The 20,098-nt window shown below is 56.3% G+C and carries 16 protein-coding genes; 5 read left to right on the forward strand and 11 right to left on the reverse strand.

Translation table 11 applies throughout. The features are described 5' to 3' along the window. Window positions 1-142: 142 nt before the first annotated feature. The 8 genes from MNODULE_RS13610 to MNODULE_RS13645 all read right to left on the reverse strand — a co-directional run bounded on the left by MNODULE_RS13610 (window position 143) and on the right by MNODULE_RS13645 (window position 10,855). Complete coding sequence (locus tag MNODULE_RS13610; RefSeq protein ID WP_168060674.1) at window positions 143-1,546, reverse strand: sigma-54-dependent transcriptional regulator; 1,404 nt, start codon at window positions 1,544-1,546, stop codon at window positions 143-145. Beyond that, a complete protein-coding gene (locus MNODULE_RS13615; protein ID WP_168060676.1) occupies window positions 1,533-3,095 on the reverse strand; it encodes a sensor histidine kinase in 1,563 nt (520 codons plus the stop codon). The genes MNODULE_RS13610 and MNODULE_RS13615 overlap by 14 nt, the downstream gene beginning before the upstream one ends. Before the next feature lie 238 nt (window positions 3,096-3,333). Continuing rightward, a complete protein-coding gene (locus MNODULE_RS13620; RefSeq protein WP_168060678.1) occupies window positions 3,334-5,178 on the reverse strand; it encodes a chloride channel protein in 1,845 nt (614 codons plus the stop codon). A 98-nt stretch (window positions 5,179-5,276) separates the two neighbouring features. Continuing rightward, on the reverse strand, window positions 5,277-6,005 hold the full coding sequence (locus MNODULE_RS13625; protein ID WP_168060680.1) for a DUF481 domain-containing protein: 729 nt from the start codon (window positions 6,003-6,005) through the stop codon (window positions 5,277-5,279). Window positions 6,006-6,070: 65 nt separating this feature from the next. After that, on the reverse strand, window positions 6,071-6,517 hold the full coding sequence (gene mscL, locus MNODULE_RS13630; protein ID WP_168060682.1) for a large conductance mechanosensitive channel protein MscL: 447 nt from the start codon (window positions 6,515-6,517) through the stop codon (window positions 6,071-6,073). Window positions 6,518-6,678: 161 nt separating this feature from the next. Next, window positions 6,679-7,818, reverse strand: coding sequence for a bactofilin family protein (locus MNODULE_RS13635; protein ID WP_168060684.1), 1,140 nt, complete (start codon window positions 7,816-7,818; stop codon window positions 6,679-6,681). Window positions 7,819-7,983: 165 nt separating this feature from the next. Continuing rightward, window positions 7,984-9,465, reverse strand: coding sequence for an FG-GAP repeat domain-containing protein (locus MNODULE_RS13640; RefSeq protein WP_168060686.1), 1,482 nt, complete (start codon window positions 9,463-9,465; stop codon window positions 7,984-7,986). Between the two features lie 58 nt (window positions 9,466-9,523). Further along, window positions 9,524-10,855, reverse strand: coding sequence for an MATE family efflux transporter (locus MNODULE_RS13645; protein ID WP_168060688.1), 1,332 nt, complete (start codon window positions 10,853-10,855; stop codon window positions 9,524-9,526). A 187-nt stretch (window positions 10,856-11,042) separates the two neighbouring features. Here MNODULE_RS13645 and MNODULE_RS13650 point away from each other — a divergent pair, with 187 nt between their 5' ends. From MNODULE_RS13650 to MNODULE_RS13665, 4 genes are all read left to right on the forward strand, one after another. Next, a complete protein-coding gene (locus MNODULE_RS13650; protein ID WP_202882213.1) occupies window positions 11,043-11,828 on the forward strand; it encodes an inositol monophosphatase family protein in 786 nt (261 codons plus the stop codon). Between the two features lie 341 nt (window positions 11,829-12,169). Further along, a complete protein-coding gene (locus MNODULE_RS13655) occupies window positions 12,170-13,384 on the forward strand; it encodes a hypothetical protein (protein WP_168060692.1) in 1,215 nt (404 codons plus the stop codon). A gap of 12 nt (window positions 13,385-13,396) precedes the next feature. Then, window positions 13,397-15,598, forward strand: a complete 2,202-nt coding sequence (locus MNODULE_RS13660) for an ATP-binding protein (protein ID WP_168060694.1) — start codon at window positions 13,397-13,399, stop codon at window positions 15,596-15,598. After that, entirely contained in the window at window positions 15,591-17,078 is a 1,488-nt protein-coding gene (locus MNODULE_RS13665) for an HD domain-containing phosphohydrolase (protein ID WP_168060696.1), read from the forward strand. The genes MNODULE_RS13660 and MNODULE_RS13665 overlap by 8 nt, the downstream gene beginning before the upstream one ends. A 48-nt stretch (window positions 17,079-17,126) precedes the next feature. Here MNODULE_RS13665 and MNODULE_RS13670 read toward each other — a convergent pair whose 3' ends face one another. The 3 genes from MNODULE_RS13670 to MNODULE_RS13680 all read right to left on the reverse strand — a co-directional run bounded on the left by MNODULE_RS13670 (window position 17,127) and on the right by MNODULE_RS13680 (window position 18,878). Continuing rightward, the gene (locus tag MNODULE_RS13670) at window positions 17,127-18,089 is read right to left on the reverse strand and encodes a site-2 protease family protein (RefSeq protein ID WP_168060698.1); all 963 of its coding nucleotides are present in this window, start codon (window positions 18,087-18,089) and stop codon (window positions 17,127-17,129) included. Continuing rightward, window positions 18,079-18,261 carry an LSm family protein gene (locus MNODULE_RS13675; protein WP_168060700.1) on the reverse strand — a complete coding sequence of 61 codons (183 nt, stop codon included), beginning with the start codon at window positions 18,259-18,261 and terminating at the stop codon, window positions 18,079-18,081. Before MNODULE_RS13675 ends, MNODULE_RS13670 begins: the two co-directional genes overlap by 11 nt. A gap of 305 nt (window positions 18,262-18,566) precedes the next feature. Beyond that, window positions 18,567-18,878 carry a hypothetical protein gene (locus MNODULE_RS13680; protein WP_168060702.1) on the reverse strand — a complete coding sequence of 104 codons (312 nt, stop codon included), beginning with the start codon at window positions 18,876-18,878 and terminating at the stop codon, window positions 18,567-18,569. A gap of 170 nt (window positions 18,879-19,048) precedes the next feature. On the opposite strand from MNODULE_RS13680, the gene MNODULE_RS13685 reads away from it, so the two are divergent. Then, a complete protein-coding gene (locus MNODULE_RS13685; protein ID WP_168060704.1) occupies window positions 19,049-19,966 on the forward strand; it encodes an outer membrane lipoprotein-sorting protein in 918 nt (305 codons plus the stop codon). Window positions 19,967-20,098 lie beyond the last annotated feature (132 nt).

Consider the following 20,098-nt stretch of genomic DNA (forward strand, 5'->3'; position numbering starts at 1 on the left):
GAGAGAAATTGAGAACCGTCGCGTATCTGCCTATTCTTTCAAGAAAAAACAACGGTGCGGCATGGAAGAAAGGGAGATGGGAAGTGGGAGAATCGCGGTGAGGAGAAGCCAAACCGCCACAGCGGTGGGGCGTCTTTGCTCGTTACTCGGATGAGGGGAACGTCTGACCCCGCTCGTCCGCAAGAGGAATCCCGTACCGCTGCGCCATCCGGTAGAGGGTCCTTCGGTCGACCCCCAAGATCCGCGCCGCTTCGGTTCGGTTCGGGATTTCACGAAGAACCCGGATCAGATAACGCCGCTGCAGTTCATCGAGCGGCATGAGCGGAAAAGGAGGGAGCGCCTCTTCCGAAGCGGCCACATCCCGAATCGACAGCGGGAGGTCATCGGCAAGGATGACGCGGCCGGTCGTCAAGACCACCGCCTGCTCGATCGCATGCTGCAGCTCCCGGACGTTTCCAGGCCAGTCGTACCGGCACATCGCCTCGATCGTCTGGGGATGAAACGAGAGATCGCTTTTTTTGGCCTCGGCGGCATATTGTTTCAAGAAATAGTCGGCCAACAAGGGGATATCGTCTTTCCGCTCCCTCAAAGGGGGAAGGACAATCGTGACGACGCGGAAGCGATAGAGAAGATCTTCGCGGAACCGGCCTTCTTTCACCCTCACATCGAGCGGCTGGTTGGTCGCGGCGACGATTCGAACATCGACCCGGACCGGATCGTTGGCGCCGACCCGCCGGACCTCTCGCTCCTGAAGGGCCCGCAGCAGCTTGGCCTGAAGCGAAAGGCTCATCTCCCCGATCTCATCGAGAAAGAGGGTTCCCCCTTCCGCCTCTTCGAAGAGCCCCTTTTTGTTCACGACCGCCCCGGTAAAAGCCCCCCGGACATGGCCGAACATCTCGCTCTCGAGCAGCGGCTCCGGAAGGGCGGCGCAGTTTACTACGACGAACGGCCTTCCCGCGCGGGGGCCGTTGTAATGGATCGCCCGCGCGATCAGCTCCTTTCCGGTTCCGCTCTCCCCCTGGATGAGAACGGTGCTGTTCTGGCCGGTGATCATCGCCACGGTTTTATAGACCTCGGTCATCGGCCGGCTGTGGCCGACGATTTGATCGAGGCCGTAGGTCCGGACGAACTCCTGCCGGTATTGCTCGTTCTCTTTCTTCAGACGGCGTTGATTGAGGGCGCGCCGGACGACGATCTTGATCTCGTCTTCCCGAAACGGTTTGCTGACGTAGTCGAAAGCGCCCGCCTTCATCGCCTCGATCGCCGATTCCATCGATCCGAAGGCGGTCACTAAAACCACCAATGTCTCCGGGCTCTGCTCTTTATAACGGCGCAGGACCTCCAAACCGTCCAGGCCGGGCATCTTCAGGTCGGTGATGATCAGGTCGTAAAATGCTTTCTCCAGACGGTCGACCGCCTCCCGGCCGCCGGAGGCCGATTCGACGGTGTATCCCTCTTCCGATAAAATCTCGACCAGCAGCTGGCAGGCGACGGCGTCGTCATCAACGGCCAACATTCGGGCGGAAGCGGATTCATTTCGTCTCATGATCCCTCACCGGCAGTGTAATGATCAACGTCGTCCCCGCGCCGCGGCGGCTCTCCGCTTCGATTTCCCCGCCGTGCGCTCTGATAATGTTCCGGCAGATGCTCAGCCCCAAACCGGTTCCCTTTCCCCGTTCCTTCGTCGAGAAGAACGGCTCGAAGATCTTTTCCAGATCGGCTTCGGCGATTCCGACGCCGGTATCGGCGATGGTGACGTGGATCGCGCCGTCAATCGATCGGGTCTCCAAACGCAAGAGCCCGCCGTTCGGCATGGCATCCATTGCATTGGTGAGAAGGTTGAGAAACGCTTCCTGCAGCTCCCCATTGTCCCCGAGCGTCGCCGGCAGCCGCTCCTCAAAAGAAGCCCGCATCTCGATGCCGCGGAACGAAAGCCCCGGCATGACCAGATCGAGCAGCCCCTGTAAAAGGGGATTGATCTCCACTGGCGCCATCCGGGGAGCCGGCTTGCGGACCTTTTCGAGGACCTCTTGGATGCTCTGAACCATCCGCTCCAGCTGCGACTCGATGATCTTCAGCCGCTCCTCCCGCTTCTCCGTCGAGGTGTCCCGCTTGAGCCGCTGCAGGTGCCCCAGGGTCGAGTGAAGGGGGGTCCCGATCTTGTGAGCCAGCGCCGCCGCCATTTGCCCCGCCGCGGCCAGCCGCTCGCTGTCGGCCAGCCGGAGCTGCATTTCGGAGAGACGCCGGTTCACCCGCACCAGCTCTTCGTAGCGCCGGTTGACTTCAGCGGTAGCCCGCTCGATCCGCCCCTGCAACGACTCGTTTAGCTGCCGGACCGCGTCGGTTCCCTCCCGAAGCCTCAGAAGCATCCGGTTGAATTGCGCCGCGAGTGCGCCGATTTCGTCTTGAGATTCGATTGAAACCTGCCGTTCCAGGTCGCCCGCCTCCACGCGGGCCATCTCGGCCACCAGCGACCCGATCGGGCGTCCGATCCTCTGGCGCAGATACCAGACCAGGAAAACCAGGATCACCGCCGCGACCGCCCCTGTCACCAGAAAGGCATGGAGGCGATCCCGCGCCACCAGCGCTTCAAATCCGGTCATGGAAATCTGTGCAAGGACCAAGCCTGAAACCTGCGTTCCGATCCGGACCGGCGCCTGGATTTCCCAAAAAAGCTGTCCCCGTAGCTCCGCGAGATGTGCCACGGGATCCCCTCGCAGGATCGTTTTGATTTCCAATTCACCAGGCAGGGGACTTAATCCGCTGACTGCCTTCCCGCTTCCTGCTATCAGATGAGGTGCGCCTGCTGCCAGATCGAAAATTTCTATCAGAAGGATCTCCGGATCAATCTCCCGGAGCTTCGCCAGTTCTTCCTCTAAAATCGACCGGTCTCGAAGCTCCTCAAGAGTTCCGATACCGGCCCCGATCTGCCTGACGAGGGTGATATATTCCTCCCGAAGAAGCAGACGGGCCTGCCTTTCGATGACCAGTCGCGACGCGGTAATTGCAATGGAGAGGACCGAAACGACGATCCCGATCACATAAAGGGTAATCTTCGTCTGAAGACCGATGTTCCATCGGGACAAATGGATCATAACGACTACCTTGGGAGAACGATAGGAGGATCATACCAAATATAGGCCCGAACGCCAAGAAGATGGCGTGACGGTGACAGTCCCATTCGGAGTGTTAGCCCGAATGCAGCAAAGCGATTCTTCTTTAAATAACAGAGATTATTACAATACGCTTCAGGCCGGCAAAGAAAAAATAGGGGCTAAGGAACCTTGCTTCCGACATTTCTCTGAAGATCTCCCGTGGAAGGATGGTTGTGAATTATCCCGAAGCGGATGGACCTTTACCCCAGCGGATACTCTGTTGCATTTGGTGCGCTTCTTCGAGGCGTTTGCGGTGTGCTAACAGCAGGTCACTCCGTGTCAGCATGGCAACGACTTTGGATGGATGGGATCGCGTGATTACAGGAAGCCGTCCGATATCCTCTTCGACCATCAAGTCGGCCGCTTCACGAAGGGTATGCGCTTCAAAGACGACAGCCGGCGGCCGTTTAATAAGCTCCCTGAGTGGTGTCGTCACAGGAATGTTGGGATCAAACAAGTCGCGCCGGGTTAAGACGCCGATAAGACGGCCCTCTGGGTCTAATATGGGAAACCCTTGATGACGGCTCTCTGGAAGATCTAAAGCAACCCAGGAGCGAACCTGCTCGACCGTCATATCGGCTTTAAGCGAGACGGCCGGGTATGAAGCGCTCTCTCGAACGAGTGTCTGCGCCAGGGAATCAACCGTATATTCGGTGAGGACCTGGACGCCGCGGCGCGCAATTTTTTCCGTCATAATCGTATGCTTCATGAGCAGGCTCGAAACCAAATAGGCCGCTGTGCATCCACCCAGCAGCGGAAGCAGACCCAGCGGTTGCATGGTCGTCTCGAAGGCAAAGACCACGGAAGCCAGCAGCGCCCGGGAGGCTCCTGCAAAAATCGCCGCCATTCCGACAAGAGCGGCGACGCGCACATCCAGCCCGATATGGGGAAACAGAAACAAGGTCGCGCTTCCGAGAGCGGCTCCCAGGCCTCCTCCAATGGTGAATAAGGGGGCCAGTGTTCCCCCGGAGGTCCCGCTTCCAAGCGAGACCGCCCATGAAATGAATTTAAAAGTAAAAAGGATCACCAGCGCTTGGCCGGTGATCTCTCCTGAAAGGATCTCCTCAATATTTTCATACCCGATCCCCAGGGTGCGAGGCACGGCATAACCGATGACGCCGACGGCAACCGCGCCGAGCGCCGGCCACCACATCCAATGAATGGGTAAATGCTCGAACCCATCTTCAATCGCATAGACCGCACGCGTGATATAGACGGAGACCACCCCGACGGCGGCGCCCAGGAAAATGTAAGAGGCGATCGCCGCCCCGGCGGGCTGGGCTAATTCAGGCATGGCAAAGGCGGGGGCCGCGCCGACAAATCCCATTCGAACCGCCGCCGCGGTCACACTGGCCAATGCCACCGGGATGAAGGAGCGGGGCCGAAATTCAAATAACAACAGCTCAATCGCCAGCAAGACAGCCGACACAGGGCTGCCGAACGTCGCCGACATGCCGGCCGCCGCCCCGGCCGATAAAAGAATCTTCCGTTCGTCGGCGGTCGTTTTCAAGAGTTGACCCACCACGGAGCCGAGCGCGCCGCCCGTCGCGATAATCGGCCCCTCCGCGCCAAACGGCCCTCCTGTTCCAATCGCGATCGCGGCGGAGATCGGCTTTAGAAATGCCATCCGCGCCGGAATACGGCTTTGATTGATCAGAACCTGCTCCATCGCTTCCGGAATGCCGTGTCCGCGGATGCTCTTGGAGCCGTAGCGCGCCATGAAACCGACCAAGATTCCACCCACGACAGGGACAAAGAGCACAAAGATTCCAAGTTGATGACCTGCAGGTGAAACAGGCGTCAAAGCAAAACGGCCATAAAAGGCGATGTTGGTGATTAGATCGATCAAATGGGCGAGACCTTGCGCAATCACCCCCGCAACAAGCGCGATAAGCACGGCGACGAAGGTCATCTGGACGACGCGCCGGTCCACCCGCGTCGCCCGCTGGGGAACATGCGCCGCCTCTAATGCAGGGGCGACCGGCAGGCCTTCAGTCGTTGATGATTTCGATACAGGAGCCATAGGCTGGGTGATCTACTTTGACGTTCATGTGACTGAACGGATCATTGCTTTATTTCATGAAATTATCACAGTCCGTCAAGGATGCGCAATCATTCGTCTCAAAACGTATAGAGCAGCGCCGTCTTAAAAAGACGATCATATTTCCCGAACCCGACGGGAGGCCGGTTGTCGTAGAGGACGGCATAGGAGATCTTGAAAGCGAGGTTCCCCATCAGGTTCGTAATGAAGGCCGATTCTTCGTTGATCAGGTAATCTTTCGGCTCCTGTAAGCTCGGCGTGTACTCCGCCGTCTGCTCGAATCGGGTCTTCTCCGTGAAGGCATGGATATAGCCGCCGAAGAGGCGGGCCGTTGCAAAACCGTTGTCATCCAAAGGACGGACCTGGTTCTCCCGGGTGTAGCCGAGACCGGCCTCCGCCCGGAGGGTGTCCGCGGCGGTCTTGATAAAATAACGCCCCAAACCGGTCAGGGTGATATAGCGGGCTTCGATCCCCTTCGGGGTGTTCCGCTCCACCGTCTGGGAGAGAAAGCCGTACGTCTGCTCGGTGATGTTCCGGTCGTATTTGAGGATGCCGATCCAGTTTTTGTCGGAGGTGACCCCCTCGCTTTTTCCATAAAGCGCTCTCACCTCCCCCCACAGCTTTGAGGCCTCAAAGGTCCGCTCCGCCTTGCCGGCCACCACCAGGGTCTCCGCGTTCGTATTCCCGGAGGTCTCGACAAACGAGAGCTCCAGGTTTCCTCGCCACGGCGGGATCTCCTGCGCAGCAAGCGGGCTCACAATCAGCATCAAGAAAGAAAACAACACGACGTTTCGGATCAACTGTTTCATCAATTCGACTCCTTGTGGGCGGAAGACCTGGATTGATTTTTCGGTCGACCGGGGTGGCCGCGGGATCAAGCCGCCAACGCCAACTCCGATGTACAATGCGGACAGCGCGTGGCCTGGATCGGAATATCGAGCCGGCAGTATGGGCAGCTTTTTCGGGTGGGGGCCGCCGGCGTCGGTTCGGCTCGACGCCGCATCGCATTGATCCGCCGGATCAGCAGAAAAATCGCGAAGGCGACGATGACAAAATCGATCACCTGGTTAATGAAGAGACCGTAGTTGATGGTGGCGAGGCCGGCTTCTTTCGCTTCCGCCAACGAAGCGACCGGCTTTCCGGAAAGGTTGATAAAGAGGCTCGAAAAATCGGTCTTCCCGAGAAGAAAGCCGACGGGGGGCATTAAGATGTCATTCACAAAGGAGTTGACGATTCGGCCGAAAGCGGCGCCGAGAATTATCCCGGCCGCCAAATCGAGGATGTTCCCCCGCATGGCGAATTCTTTGAACTCTTTGAGCATATTTCGTCTCCTTTTTTGAAAATGACTCGATCTCTTCAAAGAGGAGATGATATGCTTATGGTTTATCCCCTGTCAACATGGGGCGATCGGAAATGCCCCTTTGACCCGGGACAAAAACGTTCGGTTCATGTACGGGCGGATCTTAGACTCGCCCGTACGGTTCATGCGGCGGCGTATTGCGCCCTCAAGGTTAAAAGCGCCGCGCCCAACCCGAAGAGAATCACAAGAAGACTGATGAGACCGCCCGGTCCCGGAATCAGCGTCAGCAACGTGTAGAGGAAAAGACCGACGAAGAGCGCCCATCCCGGATGTCCCTCCTTCCCCATCCGCTCCAGAATGGCGGTGCCGGCCCAGAGAATGATCACGATCCGCGCCAGGTAGAGGCTGATAAAGTAGAGGGGAAAGAGGATCAGGGCAAGCGGAATTCCGACCACCGTCGCCAGGAGGGCGATGAGGACGACCGGGGTGACGATCAGCCAGACCAGCCCCCAGCCGAGCGACGCCATCGGTTTCTCCCTCAGTGTCGAGACCACCGCGCGGCTGAACCCGGGAAAGAGGAAGATCAACAGCAATCCGAGGAGGAGGGTCGATACGAAGCTGATTATCTTGAAGAGAAAAATCAGACCGGCCACCGCCCCGACCATCCGGCCGGGAGAAAAGTCGAACATCTCATGCGGCGTCCGCTGCATCACCGTCCCGCCGATCTCCGCCCCCTCCGCGATCCGCGCCGGCTGAGGACTCCGGTAGGCGATATCCCCGCCGACCGCTGCCGTCGAGGTAATCTGGAGATTCCCCGCCATCGCCTTTACATTTCCGTGAATCTGATTGGAGATCACGAGATCGCCGGCGGAGATGACGTTCCCTTGAACCGTCGAGGAATCGGCCAGAATGATCCGGCCGCCGGCGATCGTGAGGTTTCTTCCGATGTCGCCCGAGAGGGTGATCTCGCCCCCTGCGATCCGGGCGTCTTGACCGACCTCCCCCTCGATATCGATCTCCCCGCCGGCGGCCAGCAGATCGCCGGCGATCGTCCCTGCGACCCGGACCTTTCCCCCCGCCGCGTAGACGTCGCCATGAACCGTCCCCAAAATCTCGACCACATCCCCAAAAGCAAAATAATCCCCGTTCACCGTTTGATCCGCCCGGAGGGTGACGAGCCTGTCGGCGTTGTTCGGCGACCCTTCCTCGGCCGCGGCGGAGAGGGGGCGAAAAAAAATTATCCCCAAAATCATCACGACAAAAAACGGCAGAAACCCCTTCGCCCCCCTTCGCTGAATCCCCTTTCTGATATTCGCTTTCATCGCACTGCCTCCAAAACCAAAGCCCTCACCTGCCATCTCCATTTTGATCCCCGTCGGCACGCGTGGCAATCCCCCGGATGGGGCATTAAAATGCCGCGGGCGGCCCGGCTCCAAGCGGCATGGCGATGTCTGTAAGTTTTTAGGGGGGAGCGGTTTACGCCTAGACTAGAAGCTGATGTTGTTGAGAAGGTGAAACTTGTCTTCCGTTTCGCTGAGGTAGACCAGGCTGACGCTTTGAAAACCTTGCGGGCTCTGGAAACCGCCGGTGAGAAAGAATCCGGAGATCAGAGTCAGAGGGGTCGTGGCGCCGGTGCTGTGATTAAACTTTCCGATAAACTTCCCGGTGCCGTCTCCGAAGAGAACCAGAATTTCACGTAAAGAGGGGAGGGTCACGGCGATGTCCAACATCGGATTTCCCGGTCGGGTGGGGGTTTCATTAATCCTGTCGAGGTTGAAATCTTCCACGACGATCGCTCCGGGCGGAAAGTCGACGGAGAGATAAACGGCCGGCAAAAACGTTCCGTCCCCTGTCCCGCTCGAGGTCGAAACTTGGCTGGAGGCCTGATGCGCCGCCGCCATATCGATGATGCTGTCTCCGTTCAAGTCCCCCACCGCAAGCGACGTCGGCGGCGATGAGAATGGAACGGCGACCGGTCCGGAAAAGGCGCCGGCCCCGTCGCCCAGGAAGACGAGGACATCGCCGGCCTCTTCACGGAGGACGGCCAGATCGAGAAGCTCATCCCCATTAAAATCGGCCGTGACCATCTGCGTCACTTTTCCGCCGACGGCGATGGAAGGCTGCGGACTAAATTGATTCGTGGACCGGTCCTGTAGAAAAAGGATGATCGACCCTTCTTCGGTTCCGACGACCAGATCCGAATTTCGGCTTGCGACATCGCCGTGGAACTGCCCGGCGGCCAGGGCCGAGGGGGCTACTCCGCCGGGGAGTAAGTGAGTCGTGACGGTCACCGGGAAAGCAACGTGAGGGCTTCCCGCCTCTCCGGAGATGATCTTGACCGCCCGCTCGTCTCGGCTTCCGATCGCAAGATCGGCAATAAAGGCCTCCGAATTGACAAAATCGCCGACGGTGACGCCGGACGGGTCGCCCAATGGAATCTCGGCCTGTTTTCGAAAGAGGCCGTTGCCGACCCCCAGGAAGACCACCGCAAGATTTTCTGAACGACTCACCGACACCATGTCGAGCAGGCTATCCCCATTGAGGTCGATCGTCTGCCCCGCGCGGACCGTGTATCCCCCCATGACCAAGCTGCGGGATCCAACCGGAACCGCCGGATCGCTCGACGACTTCGAGGAAGAGGTCATCGTGATCGCCGCGAAACCGATCGCACTCGGATCATCCTGGCTGACCGCCTGGATCGTGGCGGTCGGTCTATTCGAATCGAAATTAGGATCGGATCGATAGAGGCCGGTCGCGGGATTGATACTTCCCGGTCCGTTGATCTGCCAGATCACCCCTTTGTCCAGGGTCCCAAACACATCGGCCGAAAGTTGCACCTCTCCCCCGGCCGGAAGTTTAAAGAAGGTCGGAACCACCGCGACGCCGACACTGTCATCCGCCTCCTTCCGGCCGCAGCCGAAGAGCGCAGAAAGAATAAATAAAAAGACAAGTTTTTTTGAAAACGGCATCCCCGGCACCTCTTTACTGTAAGAATACTGCCGAGATCCCGTTTTGGCAAACGGATGATTACGATCTTTCCTGCTCGACGACGCGGATGCTCTGCCACTTTTCGGAGCGGTATCGAAGGAGGGTCAATGTCATGCGGACAAACCAATCGACCACCATCACTCCCCAGACGTAAGTGATCCCGAGAGGCTGAACGAAAGAAAAATAAAAGGCGAGGGGAACCCGGATCAGCCAGGCGCCGACGAAGGTGACCGTCAGGAGAAAGCGGGTGTCCCCCGCCCCCTTGAGGGAGCCGGAGAGGACCATCGTGATCGCCAGCGGAATCTGGATCAGCGCGACGATCTTCAGAAAGAGGGTCCCCAGACGGATGACCTCCGCATCTTCCGTAAACAGCCGAAGCAATAGATAGGGGAAGAAGAAAAAAACAATTCCCATGGAGGCCATCACCAAAACGGCGAGTCGATTCGCCTCCCAATTCGCAACCTTCGCCCGCTTGTACTGCGAGGCGCCGATGCTCTGCCCCACGGAGGTGACGGCGGCCACGGCGAACCCGCTTCCGGCCATAAAGGAGAAGGCCTCGATCGCAAGCCCCACCTGATGCGCGGCGTAGGTGACCGTCCCATAGACCAGCACGGCCCGCGCGTACGACATTTGGGCCACCTGCTGGACGAGCCGGTCGGCGCAGAAGGGAAGACCGACGCGGACGACCTGCCGGATCAAATCGAGGCGAAGCGGGGTTCGGTGGAGAAAACCTTTCTGGAAAGCCCTCATCAGGAGATAGCCTGCGCCGAAGATTTCGGAAACGCCGACCGCAATAGCGGCTCCCCGAACCCCCATCGCGGGGAATCCGAACCGGCCGTAAATGAGGGTGTAAGCGATGCCGAGGTGAAGAAGATTCACCCCGATGATGGCGATCATCGGGGTGCGCGTATCGGCCCGCCCGTGCATGATCGCCGAGAGAAGATCGACCCCCACACTGACCGGCAAAAAGAGAAAAATATAAAAGAGGTATGCATCGATCAATTCGATGAGCGCCGGCTCCGCTCCGAGAAGGAAGGCCGCTTCCCGGCGGAAAAAAAGCCCGACCCCGCCGATCAAAAAACTGAGCGCAAAGCCGAGCCACAACGCGCTGAATGCCGCCTCCGACGCCCGCTGTCCTCTTTGTGCGCCGACCAGTTGAGCCACGACCACCGTGGTCCCGACCGATAGCCCGGCAATCAGGCTCATCATGAAAACGATGATCAGCTGGGAGAGGCCGACCGCCGCGATCGCCGACGCTCCCAGACCGCCGACCAAGAAGATATCGGTGGTCGTGACCGCCCGATCCAAGAGGCTGCCGGCGATCACAGGCAGGGCCAGCGCCAACATCTGCCGTCGAACGTCTCTTCTCATTGCGGGACTGCCCGGAGCTGCTTTTCGATGAGCAAACGGCGCGGCGGAGGGAACGAAGAATGGGGGACGGATGGAAGAAAAACAAATCGATCTTTCATGGATGTGAATGATTATATCCGCTTTGATTCGGATCGGCAACTGATCACATTTTTTTAACTTTCGGTATAAAACATGATATATTGCAGCCATGACGGAAATGAAACGCATTCGCGAAGTCGCCCTCCGCGCCGCCAAAAAGGCGGGACAGATTCTCAAGAAAGGACTGGAAGGAGAGGTCACGGTCTCTTATAAAGGAGACCTCAATCTGGTGACCAACATCGATCATCGCTCTGAAGAAGCGATCGTGGCGTTGGTCAACAAACAGTTCCCCGGCCATCAGGTCCTGGCGGAGGAGGGCCACGATCGAACCGAGCCCTCCCCCTTCCGATGGATTATCGATCCGTTGGATGGAACCACCAATTACTCCCATCGGTTTCCATTTTTCTGCGTTTCGATCGCGGTGGAAATACGGGGAAAAGTGCAGTTGGGCATCGTGCTCGATCCCCTTCGGAACGAACTCTTCTTCGCCGAAAAGGGGAAGGGCGCCTTCCTCAACGAAAAACCGATCTCCGTCTCTTCGGTCACGCGCCTGAGCAAGAGTCTTCTTGTCACCGGTTTCGCCTACGATGTTCGAACCGATCCGATCAACAACTTCAATCATTTTATCAATTTCAGCATGAAGGCCCAGGGGGTCCGCAGAACCGGTTCGGCGGCGCTCGATCTCTCTTATGTCGCCTCCGGCCGGCTCGACGGCTTCTGGGAACTCAAGCTCCAGCCGTGGGATACCGCGGCCGGAAGCTTGATTCTGACCGAGGCCGGCGGGAAATTGAGCGACTTCTCCGGAAAATCCTATTCCATTTACGATTCGGAATTGCTCGCCAGCAACGGGAAAATTCATCGGGAGATGATTGATGTGTTGCAAAAGGTCGGATGAAGCCCCCCGCTGACCGGCAGCCGAAGAGGGGCATCCGCTCCCCCGGCCTTCTTTTATATCCGTCTCGTCTTAGTTCAGTCCGTGAATCATCAGGGGAAGTCCGTGCAGCAGCACGCCGGGATACCAGACAGAATGACATTTTTTGTCAACTGATGGGTAATCTCGTCCTCTTTTCGGTCTTACTTTTTTCAGGGCATTCTTAAAATATTTATAACCCATTGATTTTGAATGGCATAATGAACCCTCCTTGCAATACATTATTGGTATAAGAATTGCTTTTTAGCCATCGACAGCCCTGTTCAGTTTTGTTCAATATATTCGAACTCTCCAGCGGGAGTCAGATGAGCGATAAAGAATCCAGGAAGAAACCCTCTTTTTTTAAACTCACCATCAATTCATTGGCGCTTTTTCTGGCCGCCCTTCGTGACCTCTTTATTTTGTGGTTCCCCCGGATCATCGCTCGCCTCGTGATCCGCAAGGGAGATTATGCCTTCCTTATCCACCCAAGAGACCTCACCGATGTTTCGAGAAAGTATCCCTTTTCGTCTTATTTTCCACCCCATTGGGTCGAACGCGCCACACGGATGTTGTGGCCGATCATCGGCTCCCGCATTACCGGCCTGAAGTCGGCGGACGGGGAGGATAAGACCGGATATATCGTCATCTGCCCGCTGACACCCGAGCAGATGCATTACAATCAGCGCCTTGCTAAAAAAAGGATTCTTCAAACGGCCCGGTTGGCGGAGAAGCTCGGCTGCGAAGTCATCGGCCTTGGCGCGCTTTCCACCTCCATGAGCATGGGGGGCGAATACCTGACCGACAAAACCGACATCGGCGTCACCACGGGACATGCCTATACCACTTCGGTCATCCTCCAGATGCTGGATGAGGTTGCCCATGTCTTGAACATGGACCTGGAGCAAAAAACCTTGGCGATCGTCGGCGCGGCCGGCTATATGGGCGTCCCCTGCACGCGGATCCTTTCCGAGAAGAGGAAAATAGGAAAATTACTCCTCGTCGATCGCCCGGCGAAGCGAGTCGCGTTGGATCTTCTGCAGCAAGAAATAAAATCGGTCGCCATCGAAGTGGCCACCACCCTTCATAGTCTTCGCCAGGCCGACATCGTCATCGTCGTCACGAATTCGGTCGAGGTTCTCATCAAGCCGGAGCACTTGAAGCCCGGCGCAGTCGTACTCGACGACACGCAGCCCCGGAACACCTCCAAGGACCTCGTCTGGACAAGGCCCGACGTTCTCATCCTGGATGTGGTTGCACAGGCTCCCGGCGTCGACACCCATTTTTCATTCGGCTTTCCGCAGTCCGACGATGTTTTCACCTGCTGCGGGGAGGTGATGATTTTGGCCGCGCGCAATTGGAAAGGGCATTTCGCCGTCGGACAATTCGACGACCAGCTCGTCCATCAAATGACCCGATGGAGCGAAGAGATGAAATTTAAAATTGCTCCCCTCAGAAGCTTCAACGAATTGGTCTCACAGGAAAAGTTAGAGTATATCAAGACATTCCACCAGCCGATGGCCGAGCTCTTTCCCAAGTAGAGCGGGAACAAGATGGACATCCAAAATAGTCTTAGCTTTTTGGCGGGAATCACCAACCTGGCGCTGGGTTTTGTCGTTTGGTCCCGGGGCCGCAAGAACACCCTGAACGCGCTGTACAGTCTGGTGGCGTTGAGCGTCGCTTCCTGGTGCTTCTCGGTGATTCCCTTCCGTTCCGCCGTCGATCCGGCCGCATCACTCCTCTGGTCTAAGATTTTATACATCAGCCCGATTTCCATCGTGACCTCCTTCTTGTTCTTCAATTTCACCTTCCTTTGTCAGGAGCGCTCTTCTCGATTCTCCTATCTGCTCCCCCTTGCACCCGCATTGGGGATTCTGGGGCTTACCCTGTGGCCGGAGATGGTTATCCAGGCGGTGCTCCACACCTCCTCCGGCGAAAAGCAAATTGTTTTCGGACCCGCTTATCCGATTTATTTCATCTTTATCATCGCCTATTTCTGCTGGTCCTTCATTATTCTCAGCAAGGAATATTTCAACGCCTCCGGAATCGGCCGGATGCAGATCCGCTACGTCTTTTTCGGCACCTTCATCTCGGCCAATCTCGGGATGATCACCAATTTAATCCTGCCGACCCTCGGCATTTTCTCGCTCAACTGGCTCGGCCAGATTTTAACCATCATCATGAGCAGTTTCATCGCCTATGCCATCGTTCGCTACCGCCTGCTGGACATCAAGATCATCCTAAAGCGGACCCTCGTTTATTCCATGCTCTTGATCATCACCTTTTCCGTCTATGTCTTCATGATCCTTTTCTCCCAGAATACCTTGGGGGACAAATCCGAGCCGACCTTCCGGATGTTCCTCTCCGCCCTTCTGGTGGCCGTCGGTTTCGAGCCGTTGAAGCGTTTCTTTCAGCGGGCGACCGATCGGATTTTTTTCAAAGGAGAATACGACCAGAAACTCCTCCTCTCCCGGCTTTCCACCATGATGCGCAACACGATCAACCTCGAAAAGCTTTGCAAAGATCTCACCTACACGTTGATGACCAAATTGACGGCGAAGAAGATGGCGATTCTCCTGGTGGAAGAGGAATCCCCTTTTGTCATTATCGGCGCCCAAGAGGGTTTTAATGAACCCACCCTTGCGCTTTCCTCCAATAATCCTCTGATCGAATATTTCAATATTCAAGGGATTCAGAAAGAACTTCTGGTGTATAATGAGATCGCAAAACAGTCCGAAGAAGATCCCAGCGATCGTGATTTGACCGTGCTGATCCGGGAGATGGAGAAGCTGAGCGTCACGCTGGTCGGCCCCATCTATATCAAGGGACGCCTCACCGGGCTTTTCTTTCTCGACGACAAACGATCGGAAGACATTTATACGGAAGATGAGTTCTCGATGCTGGAGATCATTTTTTCACAGGCCGGCACCTCCATCGAGAACGCGCGGCTTTATAAACGGGTCCAGGAACAGATGGAAGAGCTGAAAAAGAACCAAAGCGAACAGCTGATGCAGTCGGCCAAGCTCGCTTCCGTCGGAGAACTGGCGGTCAGCGTCGCCCACGAGATCAACAATCCGCTCACGGGCATCCTCGGCTTTACCAGCCTCCTCCTCTCCGAAATGCCCCCCGATGACCCTCGGACGAAAGATCTGAAAGTGATCGAGAGCGAGGCGTTGCGCTCCCGGCAGATCGTCCGCAATCTGCTCGATTTTTCCCGCTCTCACGGCTCCAAAAAAGAGCCGATCGACATCAACGGCGTCATCCGAAATACGCTCACCCTGATTCAATATCAAGCAAAAACTTCCAACATCAATATCGTCGAGAAGTTTGCAAAGGATCTCCCCCTCGTCCAGGCCGACGCCGATCAACTCAAGCAGGTCTTCATCAATTTGATTAAAAATGCGTTTGATGCGATGCCCAAAGGGGGGATGCTGACGATCGAGACAACGACCCTCCCGGAAAAACCGCTCATGCTGAACGGAACTTCCCTCCATGAGAGTCCGTCCGAAGAGATGGTCATGATCCAATTCAAAGATTCCGGCATGGGGATCCATCCGGATCATCTTCAAAACATTTTCGATCCGTTCTTTACCACGAAAGGCCGGCAGATGGGGACCGGTCTCGGCCTCTCCATCAGCTACAATATTATCGAGAAACACGGCGGGAGGATGGAAGTCGAAAGCGAGCTTGGAAAAGGGAGCAATTTCATGATCAAGCTCCCCGCCCTCTCGCATCAGGGGAGCCGAAATGTCTAAAGAGCGGATCTTGGTGGTCGACGACGAGAGGACCATCCTGGAGCTGGGCCAACGATTTCTCTCCTCTGAAGGATTCAATGTTGAAACCGCCTCTCAAGGGATGCAGGCGATGAAGCTTTTAGAGCAAGGCCCTTATGAAATCCTCCTCACCGATATCCGAATGCCTGGGATGAGCGGCCTGGAACTGATGAAGATGGCCCGATCGGTCCGGCCCGAAATCATCATGGTCGTGATCACCGGCCACGGAACGATCACCACCGCCATCGAATCGCTCAAAATGGGCGCCATGGGATTTATCCTTAAACCGTTCACGCGCCAGGAGCTCCTCTCCGCCATCCACAACGCCCTCGACAAATACCGGTTGCGGCAGGAAAACGTCCGGATGAAATCGCTCATGCCGCTCTTTCAGGTCAACCAACAGTTGATGATGCAGACCGATCTCACCCATCTGATGCGCCTGATCGTCGATTTGGTGAAAACGGAACTCAAAGTGGACCGTGCCAGCATCATGCTTCTGAACGAAAAAACCGGCGAACTCGTCGTGAAAGCCACCACCGGCTTCGAGAATTTGGATGAAAACAAGCTAAAAAAACATGTGGGAGAAGGAATCGCCGGATTGGCCGTGGAGAAGAAGCAGCCGATTTTGGTGCAAGGAGGGATCGAAGAAAACCCGGATCTGAAGGGTCTCCTCGACGATGAAAAGGTCGCGTCCGGACTGGCGGTTCCGATCATGATTCGAAAGAAGGTGATCGGCGTTCTGAATCTTTCGAAATTCAACCGCGGCCAGCCGTTGGGGGAGAGCGATCTGGGGCTGATCTCGATCTTTTGCGGACAGATTGCGGTCGCGATCGAAAATGCGCGCCTCTACCGCGACATTCGGAACAGCTATCTTCGAACGCTGCAGGCCCTCGTCGCCGCCATCGAGATCAAAGACCAATTCAGCAAAGGCCATTCCTCCGGAGTGGCGCAATATGCGGGGATCATCGGGAAAGCACTGCAACTCTCAAAGGGACGGATGCAAGACTTGATCATTGCCGCGATCCTGCACGATATCGGCAAAATCGGCAGCAGCGACGACATCCTTAAAAAGGGAAGCAAGCTCTCCGAAGACGAATTCGAATTGATGAAGTCGCATCCCGGCAACGCCGTCAAAATCTTGGAGACGATCGGCCTCTCCCAGGAAATTCTCTCCTCGATCCTCCATCACCACGAATGGTGGGACGGAAGCGGATATCCGAAGGGTCTCTCCAAAGAAGAGATTCCGCTCTTCTCTCGGATCATTGCCATCGCCGATACGATCGACGCCATGACGACTCCCCGCCCCTATCAACAAGAGGTCACGCTGGCCGAAGCGCGGGATGAAATCCGGCGGTTCAAGGGAAGCCAATTTGATCCGAAGCTGGTAGACATTTTCCTGGGGATCGAAGAAAAAACCCTCCTCAATTCAGAATCCTCCGACCTGGATGCGCTTTCAGGATAACCCCGGGGTTCTATCGCCCCAAAAGCCCCCGGAACGCGCGCCAATCGTCTAGATCTTGAACGGAACCGGCATGAAGGTCACGATGAAGAGAACGATCGATCCCCACCCGATCAATTGATGCTTCAAATCGAGCGGCACATCTTCGTCGATCGTCGGCGGATGGTGAAGCCCCAGGAACGAGATTAAGATCGCCCAGATATACCAGCCTGGCCATCCGATCACCCCCAGGATAATCAGGGTCACCACCATCCCGATCGAGAGGAACCGCTGCTTGCGTCCGAGCAGGGCGTAAGCGATATGCCCCCCGTCGAGTTGACCGATCGGAAGGAGGTTCATGGAGGTCACAAACAAGCCGAACCATCCGGCAAATGCGACGGAACTAAGCGCCACATCATAACCGGCCGGAGGAACCTTCCCGAGGAAATGGGCCAAGAAGGTGAACATCAGCGGATCGCCCAGGCGAAGCAAGGCGTTTCCCTCTTGAATCTCCACAATTTTCGATGAGTAAAGCCCCACCCCCACGGCGAAGATGGAGACAACGAATCCGGCGATCGGCCCGGCGGCGCCGATGTCGAGGAGGGCGTTCTTTCGGAGAATGGGGGATCTCATCCGGATAAACGCGCCGAACGTTCCGATGCCGAAGGGCGCCCAGGGACCCGGAATAAAATAGGGGAGGGTCGTTTTGACCCCGTAATACTTTGACGTCACGTAGTGACCCATCTCATGAACAAAAAGGATCGACATCAACGTGAACGAGAAGGGAATCCCCTTTACCAGGTCGGCGGGACGGCGAAAGGGCTCTCCCCCCTCCTGGTAGCTTCCCGCCAGAAGGGTGGTAAAAATGGTGATGAGAAAGAGGATAGCAGGAACGGCAAACCGGGTCTTTTCCTCTTCCCCTGCCGCGGCCCAGCTCTCCTCCTGCATCGGAGGAGCCATCCCGTTTCCGATGGGACCGCCGTGGAAAACCTCTTTTACTTCAGGAATCTTCGGTCCTTCGCTCTCACGCTCCATTTCCGCTCGCCTCTCGAACGTCGGTGACATCTTCCATCGGCAGGGTGACCCAGTCGTTCAGCGTTTGAAGATAGACTTCACTTTCGCTTGCGCCGACCAATGTCCCCCTATAAACGATCCCTTGATAAACGACTTCGACCTGTTTTCCCTGAAGCCTTTGCAATTGATCCACCGGGGCGACTCCTTTGGCACACCGATTCTTGTGACTAATTATAATCTTCTCTTCATTCCGCTGGCAAGTTGTATTTCAGAAACGTTGTATCGCATTTTCCCGGAAAACGATGAACCTGGCAGGCGCCGGTCAAAAAACCCTCTTAACGGAAAAAATCCAAGCCATCCCGATAAGAGCTTCTTCATCATCGCCTCAGTTTACCAGATGAAATCTCAACTTGCCACCTGCAGACGGAAATTGCCTCTGAATGGAGTGGGAGAAAAAGAAAGAAGCCTCGGATCGGCAGTGCTCGGGGGTGAGAAAGACTAAGTCCGGGACGGGGCGGAGAGGGCGGCGTTCCTTCTCTTTGCGGATCGATCCGCATCATAAATGGAAACTGCCCAGAAGGCGCCGAGCAGGAGGAGTCGCACGAAGAGATTCCAGCTCATCGGCACTTTCATCCGCAAAATATCAAGATAACTTTCGGGGAGAAGCAAACCGTTCAAGAAGAAAAATGAAACGAAGAAGGCGATCCCCTTCCCCCAATCCTCATTGTAAAACTGCCCCAGCCCCGGGTGAATCCCGGAGAGAATAAAAGCGATCTGATTTGATTTTCGTTTGTCCGACATATCGGCCACGGAGAGGCTCCCGTTTTAATCAAAAAGGATTTTTTGATCATAATGAGAAAAAGCCCTCCATGTCAACCTCCTTCGATAGAAATTGAGAAGGGCGATTCGAGCGATCGCTCGGGATCGACCACGGAGAAAAAAGGAAAAGCGCCGACCCATCCCAATTACCTAGGAGAATCATGGAAGGCGATTTGACGGATTACAGGGTTTTTGATACGCTTCCTCTTCGGCTGCCGGAAACGAACGCTTCTCCCCTCTTTCCGGCGGAGAAAGGAAGCCGCTTTATGACGATGCAAACCGTTATCGGAAGATTTTTCCTCTTTTTTTCTCTCTTGCTCCTCCCCACCCCGCTCCTGACCGCTCAGGAGGCCCCACCCAAACAAGGACCCACCGCCGAAGCGATCCTCAAGGCGGCTCACAAGCGGATGTATGGGATCAAGGATCAGACCTCGCAGGTGACCTTCCGGATCGTCGATACCGACGGAACCGAGAAGAAAACAATCTTTCGGCTCTACTGGAAGAATTACGCCGGCCAGGAGAATCTCCACAGCAAGACGCTCCTCGTCACTGAATCGCCGGTCAGCGACAAAGGGATCAAGTTCCTTCTCTGGGAACGGGCCCAAGAAAACCAGGCCGACCTCTGGCTCTATCTCCCGGAACTGCGCCAGGTCCGGCGTCTTCAACCGGGACGGCACAAACACGACAACGAGCCCGATTCCGATCTTCTTTTTGAAGACATGCACCAGCGTCCTGTCGAATGGGATGCGCACCAACTTCTTCCCGAAAGCGAAGTCCGCGGCGAGCCCTGTTACGTGGTTGAGAGCAAGCTCAAGGATCACCATCTCTATGGGAAAAAGATTCTCCACCTCTCCAAAAACGAGGGAACCCTTCGAAAGGTCGATTACTTTTCCGACGATGGAACCCTGCTGAAGACGCAATGGATCGACTGGCAACAGGTGGATAAATCATATGTATGGAAGGGCTCTCAGGTCGTCAACGCGGAATCTTCCAGAAAGACTTTCGTCGAGGTGAGCGACGTGAAGATCAACATCGGCCTGCAAGACGACCAGTTCTCCGAAAGAGCCCTCCGGAGATAAAGCCTTCTCTTCCGAATACGACGCCGTGACGTGTAGGGGCGAGGCGGCGACTCGCCCTGTCCGCAAAAGAAGGGCGACCCAACGGGTCGCCCCTACGCCATCAAAAATTTCAAATGAGCACATCCTCCTTCG

The sequence above is a fragment of the Candidatus Manganitrophus noduliformans genome (genome assembly GCF_012184425.1).
Taxonomy (GTDB): domain Bacteria; phylum Nitrospirota; class Nitrospiria; order SBBL01; family Manganitrophaceae; genus Manganitrophus; species Manganitrophus noduliformans.

Coding starts and splice junctions, on each gene's coding strand:
- MNODULE_RS13650 (WP_202882213.1), top strand. CDS start 11,043: ATGACGGAAATGAAACGCATTCGCGAAGTCGCCCTCCGCGCCGCCAAA.
- MNODULE_RS13625 (WP_168060680.1), bottom strand. CDS start 6,005: ATGAAACAGTTGATCCGAAACGTCGTGTTGTTTTCTTTCTTGATGCTG.
- MNODULE_RS13615 (WP_168060676.1), bottom strand. CDS start 3,095: ATGATCCATTTGTCCCGATGGAACATCGGTCTTCAGACGAAGATTACC.
- mscL (WP_168060682.1), bottom strand. CDS start 6,517: ATGCTCAAAGAGTTCAAAGAATTCGCCATGCGGGGGAACATCCTCGAT.
- MNODULE_RS13670 (WP_168060698.1), bottom strand. CDS start 18,089: ATGGAGCGTGAGAGCGAAGGACCGAAGATTCCTGAAGTAAAAGAGGTT.
- MNODULE_RS13655 (WP_168060692.1), top strand. CDS start 12,170: ATGAGCGATAAAGAATCCAGGAAGAAACCCTCTTTTTTTAAACTCACC.
- MNODULE_RS13610 (WP_168060674.1), bottom strand. CDS start 1,546: ATGAGACGAAATGAATCCGCTTCCGCCCGAATGTTGGCCGTTGATGAC.
- MNODULE_RS13660 (WP_168060694.1), top strand. CDS start 13,397: ATGGACATCCAAAATAGTCTTAGCTTTTTGGCGGGAATCACCAACCTG.
- MNODULE_RS13640 (WP_168060686.1), bottom strand. CDS start 9,465: ATGCCGTTTTCAAAAAAACTTGTCTTTTTATTTATTCTTTCTGCGCTC.
- MNODULE_RS13645 (WP_168060688.1), bottom strand. CDS start 10,855: ATGAGAAGAGACGTTCGACGGCAGATGTTGGCGCTGGCCCTGCCTGTG.
- MNODULE_RS13620 (WP_168060678.1), bottom strand. CDS start 5,178: ATGGCTCCTGTATCGAAATCATCAACGACTGAAGGCCTGCCGGTCGCC.
- MNODULE_RS13685 (WP_168060704.1), top strand. CDS start 19,049: ATGGAAGGCGATTTGACGGATTACAGGGTTTTTGATACGCTTCCTCTT.
- MNODULE_RS13665 (WP_168060696.1), top strand. CDS start 15,591: ATGTCTAAAGAGCGGATCTTGGTGGTCGACGACGAGAGGACCATCCTG.
- MNODULE_RS13635 (WP_168060684.1), bottom strand. CDS start 7,818: ATGAAAGCGAATATCAGAAAGGGGATTCAGCGAAGGGGGGCGAAGGGG.